The 13,170-nt window shown below is 50.2% G+C and carries 11 protein-coding genes; 5 read left to right on the top strand and 6 right to left on the bottom strand.

Annotated features, from left to right (window positions below; translation table 11 throughout):
• Nucleotides 1-775: 775 nt before the first annotated feature.
• The 6 genes from C7379_RS12170 to C7379_RS12145 all read right to left on the bottom strand — a co-directional run bounded on the left by C7379_RS12170 (nucleotide 776) and on the right by C7379_RS12145 (nucleotide 10,234).
• The gene (locus tag C7379_RS12170; protein ID WP_116617508.1) at nucleotides 776-5,104 is read right to left on the bottom strand and encodes an N-6 DNA methylase; all 4,329 of its coding nucleotides are present in this window, start codon (nucleotides 5,102-5,104) and stop codon (nucleotides 776-778) included.
• Nucleotides 5,094-5,546 carry a DUF1896 domain-containing protein gene (locus tag C7379_RS12165; RefSeq protein WP_002561000.1) on the bottom strand — a complete coding sequence of 151 codons (453 nt, stop codon included), beginning with the start codon at nucleotides 5,544-5,546 and terminating at the stop codon, nucleotides 5,094-5,096. The genes C7379_RS12170 and C7379_RS12165 overlap by 11 nt, the downstream gene beginning before the upstream one ends.
• Before the next feature lie 239 nt (nucleotides 5,547-5,785).
• Nucleotides 5,786-7,873, bottom strand: a complete 2,088-nt coding sequence (locus tag C7379_RS12160) for a type IA DNA topoisomerase (RefSeq protein WP_002561001.1) — start codon at nucleotides 7,871-7,873, stop codon at nucleotides 5,786-5,788.
• Between the two features lie 61 nt (nucleotides 7,874-7,934).
• A complete protein-coding gene (locus tag C7379_RS12155) occupies nucleotides 7,935-9,503 on the bottom strand; it encodes a DUF3945 domain-containing protein (protein ID WP_002561002.1) in 1,569 nt (522 codons plus the stop codon).
• A 20-nt stretch (nucleotides 9,504-9,523) separates the two neighbouring features.
• Nucleotides 9,524-9,874 (bottom strand): helix-turn-helix domain-containing protein, encoded by a 351-nt coding sequence (locus C7379_RS12150; RefSeq protein ID WP_004291454.1) that lies wholly within the window; start codon nucleotides 9,872-9,874, stop codon nucleotides 9,524-9,526.
• Nucleotides 9,875-9,877: 3 nt separating this feature from the next.
• The gene (locus tag C7379_RS12145; protein ID WP_002561004.1) at nucleotides 9,878-10,234 is read right to left on the bottom strand and encodes a helix-turn-helix domain-containing protein; all 357 of its coding nucleotides are present in this window, start codon (nucleotides 10,232-10,234) and stop codon (nucleotides 9,878-9,880) included.
• Between the two features lie 280 nt (nucleotides 10,235-10,514).
• Here C7379_RS12145 and C7379_RS12135 point away from each other — a divergent pair, with 280 nt between their 5' ends.
• The 5 genes from C7379_RS12135 (at nucleotide 10,515) to C7379_RS12115 (ending at nucleotide 13,116) form a co-directional block, all read left to right on the top strand.
• Nucleotides 10,515-10,814 carry a helix-turn-helix domain-containing protein gene (locus C7379_RS12135; RefSeq protein WP_019131010.1) on the top strand — a complete coding sequence of 100 codons (300 nt, stop codon included), beginning with the start codon at nucleotides 10,515-10,517 and terminating at the stop codon, nucleotides 10,812-10,814.
• Nucleotides 10,815-10,845: 31 nt separating this feature from the next.
• Complete coding sequence (locus tag C7379_RS12130) at nucleotides 10,846-11,151, top strand: helix-turn-helix domain-containing protein (RefSeq protein ID WP_002561005.1); 306 nt, start codon at nucleotides 10,846-10,848, stop codon at nucleotides 11,149-11,151.
• Nucleotides 11,152-11,341: 190 nt separating this feature from the next.
• The gene (locus C7379_RS12125; RefSeq protein WP_002561006.1) at nucleotides 11,342-11,545 is read left to right on the top strand and encodes a helix-turn-helix transcriptional regulator; all 204 of its coding nucleotides are present in this window, start codon (nucleotides 11,342-11,344) and stop codon (nucleotides 11,543-11,545) included.
• Between the two features lie 52 nt (nucleotides 11,546-11,597).
• Entirely contained in the window at nucleotides 11,598-12,539 is a 942-nt protein-coding gene (locus tag C7379_RS12120; protein ID WP_002561007.1) for a HamA C-terminal domain-containing protein, read from the top strand.
• Nucleotides 12,523-13,116 (top strand): DEAD/DEAH box helicase, encoded by a 594-nt coding sequence (locus tag C7379_RS12115; RefSeq protein WP_243406808.1) that lies wholly within the window; start codon nucleotides 12,523-12,525, stop codon nucleotides 13,114-13,116. Before C7379_RS12120 ends, C7379_RS12115 begins: the two co-directional genes overlap by 17 nt.
• The last annotated feature ends 54 nt before the right edge of the window (nucleotides 13,117-13,170 follow it).

Raw genomic sequence — 13,170 nt, 5'->3', positions numbered from 1 at the left:
AAGTTAAACGTGCGCACATGCTGCTGGGACTGTATAAATTCCTTTCCATATCGACCGCTCTGTTTGTCCAAGATTCGTGAACGCACGGTATCCCCAGCATAGTCCTTCCAGAAGTAATTGCCAGTTAAATCCGTGTTCATGGGGTCCGTCATGTGCCAGAGATCGGCACCATTGACACCGCCGGGAGACTGGGCGTGTATGCTCGGAGAGAGACATAGTAATAGTGAAGTAATAGAAATAATAGGTAAATAATGTTTCATAAGCCCTAAGCGTATAAGGTAATAGAATATTGAATAAAGCAAAGAAAAGACAGGTTGGGTACGGAAAAGTTCCAACCTTAGAGAGAAACACCGCGGATTGGAAGGTAATACGTGGTGAGATATAGATTATTCAAGAACGGTTGTAAGTACTTCATGATCAAATGACATACGGGGTTATATATGCGAAAATACGTATTCTAAATCGCAAATCCAAGAAAATTGGAGAAAAAATAACGTAATAGCCTCTTTTTTAACATTTTGGAAAATGAAATCACCGATTTTTGTTAAAATAGAATCAAGACACATTATTATATTAAGAAAAATTATTTAAGAAATGCAGTGAAAGATTTTTCTCTGAATTTCTTGAAAATTGTATATTATCTTGTGAAAGTTTTATATCTTTGCAACATAGGACAGAGAGTTCTTTGAGGCATTGCAGAATAATGAAAGGGAAAGAAACTCACTCGTTTCCAAATCGTAACCCATTTCTTCTTTATTCATTCTTATTTTATTGATTATCTGAAAGATACAAAATTCTTGAATCTTTTCCTCGCATAGTCCGTGGCGATAAGCATCTTCGCCTTTTCCTCCGTTTCCGAAAGCGGCAGTCTGCCCAACAGGGTGGCGTCGCCCGTCTTGGCGAATTGCATCAGCTTCTGTATGAAGTCCTCCTGCTCCGGCGTGGGCGGTATGTGGTGCAGTATCTCGTTTTTGTTGGGACGGTCCACGCCCACATCCTCCGCCGTGCGGTAGTCCGTGATTTCATTATAGAAGGCGGCAAGCTCCGGCACTTTGATGAAGTAGCGGAAACGCTCCTTCTGCACCACGTTGTTCGTCACGTTGAACTCAAAATCCGTTGTCTTCTTGGCAAATATCGCCGACCACGCATCAAAACATCGAATGTCCTGCCGTTCCAGCTCCTTCGGGCGCAGGTACTTGAACAGCAGGTACAGCTCAGTCAGCGAGTTGCTGATAGTCGTGCCGGAGAGGAAGGTCGCCCCCAAGTCCTTGCCCGTGCGCTCCTGTATGGTGCGGATAGCAAAGAGCATGTTCAGTGCCTTCTGGCTTCCCTCGCTGTTCCCCAATCCCGCCACACGGTCGTGGCGCGTGTTGAAAGTCAGATTCTTGAACTGGTGCGATTCATCAATGAAAATGTGGTCGATGCCCATCTGCTTGAAGTCCACCACGTCGTCCGTGCGTGACTTTATGGCGTGTTCCACCTTCTCCAATTTCGCTTCAAGGTTATGCTTGCGCTTCTCCAGACCTTTCAGCATCGCCCGCGATACGTTCTTTCCCTGCTGGCGCAGCACTTCGAGGTTTTCCTCCACCGTGTCAAGCTCCGCTTGCAGGATGCGCTGCTGCAACTCCGGCGACTGCGGTATCTTGCCGAACTGGTCGTGCGACATAATGACACAATCGTAGTCGTTGTTCTTGATGTTGTTGAAGAAACGCACGCGGTTGGCGGTCGAAAAGTCTTTCTCCGAAGCGTACAGAATCCTCGCGTTGGGATATGCCGCTTGATAGGTGGCGGCAATCTCCGCAACATTGGCTTTCAGCCCGATAATCATCGGCTTGTGCGCCAAGTTCAGACGCTTCATTTCATGCGCGGCGATGCACATTATCAGCGTCTTGCCGGTTCCAACCTCGTGGTCACAAATTCCGCCGCCGTTCTGTTTCAGCATCCAGACGCAATCCATCTGCGAGGGATAGACGCTCCTGATGCCCCGGCTTGCCAGCCCTTTCAGATTGAGGTCGGGAAAAGTCTGATGCGAGCCGTCATACTTCGGGCGCACGAAACAGTTGAACTTGCGGTTATACATCGTCGTCAGCCGCTCCTTGAACTGTGGCGACTGCTCTTCGAGCCATTCGGAGAAGCCGTTTCGTATCTCGTCAATCTTGGCGTTGGCGAGCTGTATTCCCTCGCTGTCGCGCACCTTGATGTCGTTGCCATGCTCGTCCCTGCCGATGGACTTCATCATGTCGGGACAGGTGTTGTGCAGGGCGTGTTTCAGAAGGTGCATGCCGTCATAGTTACGGTAATACCCCTTCACCAGAAACTCGTCCGTGATTTTCATGGTGCGGTAGCCGCACGCCACCGAAAACTCGTCCATGCTTGCAGAGTAGGCGATTTTCACCTCCGTGTCGAACAGCCGGCTCATGTAGGCGGCATAGACACCCGTCGGAATCCAGCGTTCCCCGAAATTGAAATCAAGGTCTTCAAAAGCGATGCGCGGCGGTTCGGCATCTTTCAGAGCCTCCAACGCCTGCTTCACCTCCGGCATACGTTCACTTTCGGGGTTTTCGCCCATCCAAGCCTCTATGCGTTCCGCTTTCTCTATCACGTTTCCGGCAATAAAGCGGTCCTTAATCTCGTAACCGGTTACGAGCGGATTGTAATAGATGCGCCCTTGCAGGGCTGTGAGCAAATCCTCCGCCGTACTGTCGGTTATCTCCCGCATATAGTCGAGATCGACAGTGCCGAACTTGTTGAGCGACGCGGACAGTGCTTCTTCGGGTGAGCCGACGTTGGCATGGCTCTCCACGGAGAAGGAAACGGGACGCTCGAAGATGTCCGCCTTGACAAACTTCCCGTTCTCCGCCCGTTCCAGCGAAAGGATGTCACGCCCGCCCGCGTCCATCATCACTAACTTCACGTTCTGCTTGGCGTTGAGGTTGCCGTAGCGCATGACAAACTCATCGTAACAGGTGTTTAGATGCTCTCGCCACGGGACATTTGCTTCATGCAGGTTCGATTCATAGCGGTACAGCCGCTCGTAGGCGTCACGGAGTAAAACATACTGTAACGCCTTCTCCTTCTGGTAGCCTTTCAGGTCGAGCGGCTGGAATGTCGCCCCGTATGGCGTGATGTCCTTCAGGTAGCCGATGTTATGACGCCCCCTGTCAGCCACCAGCGACCCTTCGCGCAGGTGCATCTCCGGCGTGCGGTGGTAGGCACGCGGCGAAAGGTCCACGACTTCTTCCTTCGGCTTCTCCGCTTCGATGTCGGGGAAAAGGGAGGTCGCCACCGCTTCCGGTGGGGTATCTGTAACGGCAGGTGCGGTGACTGCTTCCGGCTGTGTTTCCTCCTGCCGTGGTTGCTCACGGGGAGTGTCCGGCACGGCTTTCACTTCCATCTTTTCCGCCGCCGCTTGTTTCTCGTTATGCTGCCTTGCCAGTTCCCGAAGTTCCTTCCTGCGTTCCGGCGTCAAATCCATCATCATCTCGTAGAAGCCGTTGATGGGAGGATTGGTATCCCAGTCCAACGTGGCATAGATGTCGTCCGGGTCGGCAGGCTTGGCGGTGTTCTCCGTTTTAGCCTCCTTGTTCTCTGTTACAGTCTTAGGGGTGGTAGCCGTCGGCACAGCCGTAACATTTTGTGTGACATGCACCTGTGGCTTGGGTAGAACGCGCCTTGCCGAGCTTTCCTTTTTCGCCTCCTTTTTCTTTTTGGCGGTTTTCGGTTGTTGGCTGACTTCTTCCGTCATCCCCCAGAGATCGAGCAAGGATAGCTGCACACCGTCAGAATATTTCGGACGTGGCTCTATCTCCGGCTTTTCCTCTGTGGGTTGCGGTTTCTCCGTCGGAGTTTCCACCGCCTGCATCGAAGATGTTGTTTCCATCTTTATGGCAGTACGCTCCACCTCCTTTTGAACGGTAACTTTTTCTTCCGTTCCCGACTGCCGGATTGAACCCGAATACAGACGCATGGCGAGCCTGTAATGGAAATCCTCGTCGAGCATACGGTGCAAATCCCCGGCGATGCCTGCTGCCTTGCCCTCGTGCAGATAGACCATAGCGGGCTTCCCGTATGGGTCGGTGTCAAGTTTCGCCGTCGTATGCACGATGCGTTCCGGGTGGTGGATGAAATAGGCGTTGTCGGTCAGGTCGGTTTTCGTGTCCGTCTGTATTACGGTCATCAGCCGCTCGTCCTGCGACATTTCCTTCTTGCTGAGGTTCTTTTGCAGGACAATCAGGTCACTGCCCACTTCTGTCCCCGCGTTGTCCGTGAACAGGTTGTTGGGCAGGCGTATCGCGGATACCAGATCAGCCTTACTGAACAGCTCGTTACGCACGGAGGTCTTGGTGCTGTTCAATACCCCTTGCGAGGTGATGAACGCCACGATACCGCCGTCACGCACGGCATCCAGTCCTTTGAGAAAGAAATAGTTGTGGATGGCTTTCTGGGCGGAGCGTCTGCCGAATGAGTCGCTCCGCTGAAACTCAGGGTCGAACACGGCTATGTCTCCGAACGGAATGTTGGACACCGCCAAGTCGAAATAATTGTTGAACGGTCTTTCGATTTTCTCAAAACCGCAGGTGCGCGTTTTCTTGCCGGGATAGAGATGCCTCAGGATTGTACCCGTGAGCAGATCCTTCTCGAAAGCCATCACATCCGCATTGGGGTTGTGCCGCAGCATGGAATCCACGAACACGCCAACCCCCGCCGACGGTTCGAGCATACGGGCGGGGCGGACGCTGTAATCTGCCAGCACGTCCGCGATGGTGTCGGTTATCTCTTTGGGGGTGTAGAAAGCGGTCAGCACGGACGCTTTCAGCGAATCCACAAACCGCTTGTACTCTGTTTCGTCCTTGCTGTTCTCACGGATAAGCCTGTGCAACTCCACTGTCGGGGCGAACAGTTCGAGGTCGGATTTCGCCCACCGGACGGCATCCGTCAGTTCCTTTGCAGGGTTGAGGATACATTTCAGACCGCCGAAACCGCAGTACCTTTGAAGTATGGCACGCTCTTCGGTTGTCGCTGTCCTGTTTTCCCTGTCAAGGATGAATGCCGTCCGTATCGCCTCGATGTTGTCCCGCAGTTTCTGTTTGCGGTTAAACGCCATATTCCCCGATGTAAAGGACGGTTGCCCCCGTCAGCTCCGTGTAGAGCAGGTCGTAATCGGAAGACAGGGCGAAGTTGTCGTCCGAAAGGTCATAGACGGAGAACACGTTGCCGACAAGCGGCATGAGTTTCAGAATAAAGGCTTCTTGTTTCTCTTCCGGCACTTCGTCGAAAAACTCGCTCTCCACGACTTCACGGAGAATGGCGTACCGGGAATAGCGCAGCCCGCGCAGCAGCGTGTCCATCGCCTGCTCTTGCGCGCCATCGGCGGGATAGCCTTCGAGCCGCGCCTTTTCATACGTTTCGGCGGCACGGTCGGCCCGTTCCCGTATGAAAGCGGTGTCAGTCGCCTGTTCAAACTTGTTCGTGCGGAGGTAGTCCAGCAGGTACAGACCGTAATAGGAAAAGTCGGTCTGACCCTCGTTTTTCTTCTTGTTGTTCATTACTTTGGAGTTTAGTGGATTGATATTTAACGGGATAATTGATTGGAAAAAGGAAGAAAAAGGCACTCGGTATCCCTCCGAGTGCCACCACTAAATCCAAAGTATGAGTGTAATCCGGTATCGAAGAACAATTCATTACTCTGAACAAGTGGCAAAGTTAGTGCAAATCGAAGACAATACGAAAAAAACTTGTTTGTTTCTATTGTTGAGATGCAGCCTAACTTATCAAAAGTTAGTGATTATTTCCTTTTTTTCGGATAGGAAGACTTGCATTTCTTTTCCGGGAACACGAACGTCGTGTTATATTCCCCGTCAAAGGCGACTATGGCATCGAAGTTCTTGCCCTGCTTGCTCTTGAAGCCTTTGAGCGGCTTGGTGTGCCCGTCGGTGAGCAGGTCTTTGATTTCGTCGTCGGACAGGGTGCGTCCCGCTTTCTGCCGGAACACGGGCAGTCCGCACTCCGTGTTGTCGCAACGTACCACCTTGCCGTAGAACCGCATCCTGCCCGTGCCGCACTTGGGACACGCGCAGCCGGAATCACGGCTGCCGAAGAGCTTGTCGCACGAGAGCAGTTCGGAGGTGATTTCCCGTGTGTACGCCTCTATCTCCTTGCGGAAAGTGTCGGCGGGCAGTTCCCCGCGCTCGATACGTGCCAGTTCCTTTTCCCATTCGCCCGTCATGGCTACATCGGCGATGCGCATCGTCTTCACCACGGAATTGAGGGCGAGTCCCTTTTCGGTGGGAACAAGCGACTTCTTGCAGCGTTCCATGTAACCGCGCTTGAAAAGCGTTTCGATGATGGACGCTCGTGTGGCGGGAGTGCCGATGCCGCAGTCCTTCATCGCCTGCCGCAGCGCGTCGTCCTCAATTTCCTTGCCCGCTGTTTCCATTGCCGAGAGCAGGGTGGCTTCGGTATGCAGCGGCTTGGGTTTGGTCTTTCCTTCGGTGATGGAGGTGGCTTTCAGCGTGAGCGTGTCGCCATCCTGCCAGCCGGGGATGGTAGTTTCCTCCTTTTCCTCGCCATAGACGGCACGCCATCCGGCTTGCTTCACGACACTGCCTTTCACGGTGAACTCCACTCCGGCACATTCTGCCGTGACAGCAGTCACGTCCTTGACGCATTTTTCGGAGAATGCCTCTATCATTCGTCCGGCAATCATCTGATAAATGGTGCTGTCCTCTTTGGAGAGGAAGAGCGGTTTCTCTCCCGTGACGAGCAGGGCATGGTGGTCTGTTACCTTGCCGTCATCCACGCTACGGCGTGTCGGGATGGCTTTTGCCCGCACCTTGTCTTTCCATTCGGGCTGCGTGCCGATAAAGGCGAGTAGCTTGGGGATTTCAGCGAACACGTCTTCGGGGATGTAGCGGCTTCCCGTTCTCGGATAGGTTATCAACTTCTTCTCGTAGAGCTTCTGCGCGATTTCAAGCGTCTGTTCCGCCGTGAAGCCGTGCTTGGCGTTGGCTTCTTTTTGGAGCGTGGTCAGGTCGTACAGCAAGGGAGTTTCCTCCGTCTTCTCCTTACGCTCTGCTTTCGTTACCGTTGCGCTGCCTGCCGCCTTTACCTTATTATATAGCTCCGTTGCCGGTTCTTTCGACTTCCATTTCTCGGAGGATGAGAGTTTCACGACCTCGCCGTCGCAACCGTCTGTTGCGATATGGAGCTGCCAGAATGCTTCGGACGTAAAACGGCGGTTCTCCCAATAGCGTTCACACACCATCGCCAGCGTGGGTGTCTGCACACGCCCCACCGAATACGTGCCATGTCCGGCGGCTATGGATAACGCCTGAGTGCCGTTGATGCCCACGAGCCAGTCGGATTCGCTCCGCGCTTTGGCGGCGAGGTATAGGTTGTCGTACCTGCTGCCGTCTTCGAGGTTGCGCAGTCCCTCACGGATAGCCTTGTCGGTGAGCGAGCTGATCCACAGACGCACGAAAGGAGTGGTGCAACCCGTATAGTGGTAGAGGTAGCGGAAGATAAGCTCTCCCTCGCGTCCGGCATCGGTCGCCACGATGATTTGTTCGCTTGTGTCGAACAGTCTTTTGATGACTTTTATCTGCGACACCACGCCGCTGTCGGGCTTGTAACCTTTCTCCGTCCTGACCTGACGGGGGACGAGCGTGAATGTGTCGGGAATAATCGGGAGGTTGTCACGGACAAATCCGCGCACGCCGTAGCCGTCGGGCATGGCAAGCTGAACGAGGTGTCCGAATGCCCATGTCACGGCATAGCCGCCTCCTTCGAAATATCCTTCCTCTCTCTTTGTCGCGCCCACGATGCGGGCGATTTCACGTGCCACGGAGGGCTTTTCTGCAATGATTGTCTTCATGTTTTCTTGCTTTTTTGTTGATACTTTGGATTTTATTTTGGATTCAGTGGCGGACACGGGATTACATTTTCATGCCTTTGTTGTTCTTCTTTTTCGGCTTCTCCTGCTGCTGTTGCTGGCGGTCGTCCTTTGGGGCGGTCTGACCTTTCTGCAAAGGCTCTTTCAGGTTCTTTGTCGCCTCGTTGGTTTTGCCCTCGTTGTTCACCGCCACCTGTGTGCGGCTCTCGTTGGACGGGGCGACCTGCTGGGCGTTGTCGGGGTTCGTTTCGTAGCGGTACGGGCGGCCCTTCTCCGGGTTGAACTTGATATACATCGTGGCATGGAAGCCCTGCTTGTCGGTCACGTTCTCCAGTTTCACGGCTTTACCCGCCACGTAGTCGGCTTTCTGCTTGTCGGTGAAGTTCACGCCGCTCCATTTGCTGATGGGGCGGATGCTGCCGTCCTCGTTCATCCACGTGTTGCGGCGTTGCTCCTTCTTGGTCTGTGCGGCATTTTCCCCGCCTTGCGCCTGACTTTTCGAGGTGTCACCTTTGGCTTCCTGCGTCTGTGCGGTACGGGGCGACCTTCCGGTTCCCGGCACGAACTCCACGCCGCGCTGCTCCACGTTCACTTGAAGGGTGGTGACGAACTTCCTGCCGTCGTTGCGCTCGATGAGCTTGTCGCGCACGGGCAGTCCGGCGCGGAGCATGTCCTGCTCCTGTTTGGTGATTTCCGTCTTGCCGATGCGCTCCGGGATGCGCACCTTGTTTGCCGGAATGTCCGTGATTTCATTCGTCTTGCGGTCGATGCTGATGTAGGAGGGGATGATTTCGCCCGTTTCCCTGTCCACAATGTCCACGACCCTGCCGAGGTTGCCCGTTTCGCGCAGGTTCTTCCGGTCATCGTCGGAGAATTTGTGTTCCTTGTACTCATCTAACTTCTGCTCCTTGCGGATGAAGTGCGGCACGAGGCTGACATTTCCCTCGCCGTCCTTCTTGAAGGAGAGGCGGGCGTCCAGCTCGAATGATTCGCCGCCGAAGGTGGGCTTGACCTTTACCAAGTCGGACTTGCCGTAGTGGAGCATCTTCGTAAGGTCTCCGGACTTTTCAAGGTCGTCACGCTTCACGCCCCATCTGTCCTCCAGCTCCTGCCAGTTGATTTTGCTCTCGTTGATGGGTTGGTAGCCCTGTCTGCCCTGCGTCTGTTGCGGGCTTTCCTGCTGTTCTTTCTGTTGTTCCATGTTTTCCTGTTTTTGAGGTTCTTGTTTCTCTGTCTTTTGTGCCGCCATCTCTTCCTGCACCTGCTGTTGATAAGGGAAGGTGTCGATTTTGTGCGGTGCAAGGATTTGTTTGTTCTGGTACGGATGCTGAAGCAGGTCTTTCATCACGCCAAGCATGGAATCCACTTGGTCTGCCGCGATGCGGTAGAAACCGAAGCGGCTGGGTTCCTTGCACTGCCGGAAGAAGTTCTTGAAGAAGTTGTCCAGCACGTCGCCGTGTCGGTCGAATTGCAGGAAACTCTGCGCGTTCTCAGCTTTCGCAGGGGTACGCTTGGGTGTGTCGTCTGCATTCAGCCCGGCTACCACGCTGATCTCGCCCGTCTTCTCGTCACGGACTACCAGCACGTCCTTTTCGTCTTTTTTCTTTGCCATTTGAAAAATGTTTTAATGGGTTATTTATGAAAGAAATTATGGATACGAGCCTTGTAGAAGGCTATATCTTCTTTTTTGAAGTCCTTGATATGGTTGGAAAGGAATGTCAGCACATCCTCCTCGCTGTAATAGGTTTTCTTGCCCAGTGTCTTGTAGGGCAATGCGCCGACACTGCGGTAGCGTTGCAGTGTGCGCTTGCTTATCTGGAGCAGCATGCACAAATCCTGATTGTCGAAAAGGCGGATGCTTTCCGTGATAGTAGGCTGTTTCCCCTCAGCCTTCATCGCCAGCAGCAGTTCGTCCTGACGGTCGAGCCGTTCCATCAGCTTCTGCATCCAGCCCTCGAAGTTGTTTCGTGTGAGCAGTTCCATGACCTATGTCCTCCTTCCTTTTGGTTTGCCGCCAGTGCGCAGCGTGTGGTTGCGTTTCAATTCCTGCGGTGTCGCCGCGTCCTCGTTGACGGCACACGCTTCAAGCAGGCGGTCTATTTCCGACTGCCGGTAGCGGCATTTACCGCGAAGCACGACATAACCGATGCGTTGCTCGCTGCGCATACGCTGGAGGGTGCGGGTACTCACGTTAAGCAGGTGCGCCGCCTCGCGTGTGGTGAGCAACCTGTCGGGCGATGCCGCTTTCTTGTCGCCGGAGGCGGCACGGACGTGTGCCGCAATCTCCGCTATCTGTTCCGTCAATGACCGGAAGGCAGAACTTTCCATCGTTATCACTTTCATATTCAGTCCTTTATTTTTGTTTATTTTCATGAACATAGGCTGCGCCTCGGCATACCGTTCAAGCAAGTTTGACGCTCTACACTCGGCTTGCTCTATGTTTCTGCGACAAAATTCGGCAATAAACAAAAGGGGCTTTAACAACTCACTACGTGACTCACGTAAGATTTTTACGGAAGATGGCTCCGTAACCCGGTCAAACGGTGCAACAGGCAGCCTTTCAGCGGAAAACGGTACGTGTTAAGGGCTGCATCGTTACCTTTGCGGGCAAACCGATAATTGCATGAATATGGAAATAGTATCTATCGAGAAAAAGACTTTCGAGATGATGGTGGCGGCATTCGGCGCACTCTCGGAGAAGGTCGCCGCCCTAAGGCGCAAAAGCGACACGGGGCGCATGGAAAGATGGCTCACGGGCGAGGAGGTCTGCGGGCAGTTGAGAATAAGCCCGCGCACGTTGCAGACGCTGCGCGACAGGCGGCTTATCGGCTACTCGCAGATAAACCGCAGGTTCTATTACAAGCCGGAGGAGGTTAAGAGGTTGATACCGCTTATCGGCACGCTCTATTCGCACGGCAGATGATTTGATTTATTCACCCACTGAATCCGAAGTTATGATGAACGAGACCAACGATGTTTTTACGATGGAAGACGAGCCGATAGCCTCTGTGATGCAGGATATGCGCAAAGGCTCGAAATGGCTGTCTGTATTTCTGGAAAGTTACCGCCCTCCGCTGGACGGGGAACGTTACCTGACTGACGGTGAGGTGGCGGAACTGCTCCGTGTCAGCCGACGCACCTTGCAGGAATACCGCAACAACCGCGTGTTGTCCTTCATACTTTTGGGAGGGAAGGTGCTTTACCCGGAAACGGGGCTGCGCGAGGTGCTGGAAGCGAACTACCGCAAGCCGCTGGAGTGAGGCGGCCAACATGAAAAAGGAAACGGGCGACATTTTGTGGTGCTGCCCGTTTACTTTTTATATACTTGGGTGTTTTAATGACCTTAAAACCAGTTTTTTGATTGATCCAACCAATTTCTATCGTTAGAAATTCATATAGTTAATAAAAAGTTGTAACTTTGCATTTAACGCAATCTAAAAATTAATTGTAATGGCAATTTTAAACAACATTAAAAATGTACTATCAGAAAAAGGAGTTATGAGCAAATGGTTGGCAAAACAATTACAGAAAGATCCTGCAACAGTATCTAAATGGTGTAATAATCATTCTCAACCTGATTTGTACACATTTGTTCGTATTGCAAATTTGCTTGATGTTGATGTTCATGAACTTATTTGTCATACAAAAAAATAGTATCTAAAGGAATATAGATGTTTCACCATTTTTAAGCATGTAAATAAAGTGTATGAGCAATAAAATTTGGAATTTTGATATATTAGTTGATGATTGTTTTGTTAATTTTAATACAAAAAAGCAAGAAATAAATCCAGATCATAATGACAGGTTATTATCAGTTGCTAATGGCTTTGAAGATGGCAGTTGGAGATATCGTCAATTCAAAGAATTTGTTTTCAGTAATATTGCAGAAACAGCTTTGTCTGCACAAGAACGAGAGAAATTAATAGATAATGATTACGGTAGGCTTATTGAGGCTGCCAAACATTTACGACTTGTTGACAAAGAGCAGAATGGAAAGGGAAGTGAAATAGCGGAAATTATTCTATATGGCATAATGAAGAACCATTATAAAGCCTTATCTGCAATACCTAAAATTTTTTATAAACAGAATGATAATGATAATGCAAAGGGCTCTGATTCTGTACACATTGTAATTGACCCAAATGGAGGCTTTCAACTTTGGTTAGGAGAAGCTAAATTTTATAATTCTCTTGAGGATGCGCGATTATACGAACCAATAAATTCTGTTGAACAAATGTTGCGCAAACCTATTATGAAAAAGGAATGCGGAATAATGACCAATCTCAATGAACTTGATAAACAAATTGAAAACCAAACATTACTTAAAAAGATAAAAGAATGTTTCGATGAGAATACTTCCATTGACGAAATAAAACCCAAACTACATATACCTATTCTTTTATTACATGAATGCCAGATAACAGCAAGTACTACTGAAATGAGTGATGAGTATAAAAATAGTATTATTTCTTTTCATAGAGATCGTGCTCATTCGTTTTTTAAGAAGCAGATCAACAAGCTTAGTTCTGTTCATAAGTATTCGGAAATAAACTTTCATTTGATTCTTTTTCCTGTTCCTGATAAAACAAAAATAGTAAACTGGTTTATTTCACAAGCAAAAAATCTCAAAAATGATGCAGACGAATGATATATATAATACATGTTTAGATATAAGTAATGTTCTAAATGCTGGTGATATAAGTAATGCAAGATCCAAAGTAATTACATTACTTCATGAGATTAATGGTACTAACAATAATTCATATATGGAATTAGTCAACCATCTTATTCGTGAAGTGGGGCTTTTACCGTATATTGATACATATACTGCATCTTGGGAAGATCGGTTTGTATGTGAAGTTTTTAAAGTTAATATTGGAGAAAGAAAACCTTGTGTCTTACATACTGCTCAATCACAGGTATTAAAGAAGTTATTAGAAGGGAAAAGCGTTGCGGTGAGTGCTCCTACAAGTTTTGGTAAAAGTTTTGTTATTGATGCATTTATTGCGATTAAACAACCAATTAATGTTGTAATATTAGTACCTACGGTTGCTCTTGCAGATGAAACAAGAAGACGAATTTGCCGAAAATTCTCTCATCAATATAAAATAATTACAACAACAGATGTAGAACTTGCGGAGAAAAACATATTGGTATTTCCGCAAGAAAGAGCTTTTGCCTATATAGTCGACCCTCAAAAAGGCGACATCGCATTTTTCATATAGACCTGCGTGATGATTTGGTATTGAAAATTTAAGTTCAGCCTCCCACAGCACCAC

This window comes from Hallella colorans (genome assembly GCF_003096815.1).
Taxonomy (GTDB): Bacteria; Bacteroidota; Bacteroidia; order Bacteroidales; family Bacteroidaceae; genus Prevotella; species Prevotella colorans.
This window is presented reverse-complemented; position numbering and strand designations above follow the sequence as displayed.

What these genes read in the sequence shown, in the direction of transcription:
- C7379_RS12130 (WP_002561005.1), top strand. Translation starts at nt 10,846, where the DNA reads ATGATGAACGAGACCAACGATGTTTTTACGATGGAAGACGAGCCGATA.
- C7379_RS12160 (WP_002561001.1), bottom strand. Translation starts at nt 7,873, where the DNA reads ATGAAGACAATCATTGCAGAAAAGCCCTCCGTGGCACGTGAAATCGCC.
- C7379_RS12155 (WP_002561002.1), bottom strand. Translation starts at nt 9,503, where the DNA reads ATGGCAAAGAAAAAAGACGAAAAGGACGTGCTGGTAGTCCGTGACGAG.
- C7379_RS12165 (WP_002561000.1), bottom strand. Translation starts at nt 5,546, where the DNA reads ATGAACAACAAGAAGAAAAACGAGGGTCAGACCGACTTTTCCTATTAC.
- C7379_RS12135 (WP_019131010.1), top strand. Translation starts at nt 10,515, where the DNA reads ATGAATATGGAAATAGTATCTATCGAGAAAAAGACTTTCGAGATGATG.
- C7379_RS12125 (WP_002561006.1), top strand. Translation starts at nt 11,342, where the DNA reads ATGGCAATTTTAAACAACATTAAAAATGTACTATCAGAAAAAGGAGTT.
- C7379_RS12145 (WP_002561004.1), bottom strand. Translation starts at nt 10,234, where the DNA reads ATGAAAGTGATAACGATGGAAAGTTCTGCCTTCCGGTCATTGACGGAA.
- C7379_RS12170 (WP_116617508.1), bottom strand. Translation starts at nt 5,104, where the DNA reads ATGGCGTTTAACCGCAAACAGAAACTGCGGGACAACATCGAGGCGATA.
- C7379_RS12150 (WP_004291454.1), bottom strand. Translation starts at nt 9,874, where the DNA reads ATGGAACTGCTCACACGAAACAACTTCGAGGGCTGGATGCAGAAGCTG.
- C7379_RS12120 (WP_002561007.1), top strand. Translation starts at nt 11,598, where the DNA reads ATGAGCAATAAAATTTGGAATTTTGATATATTAGTTGATGATTGTTTT.
- C7379_RS12115 (WP_243406808.1), top strand. Translation starts at nt 12,523, where the DNA reads ATGATGCAGACGAATGATATATATAATACATGTTTAGATATAAGTAAT.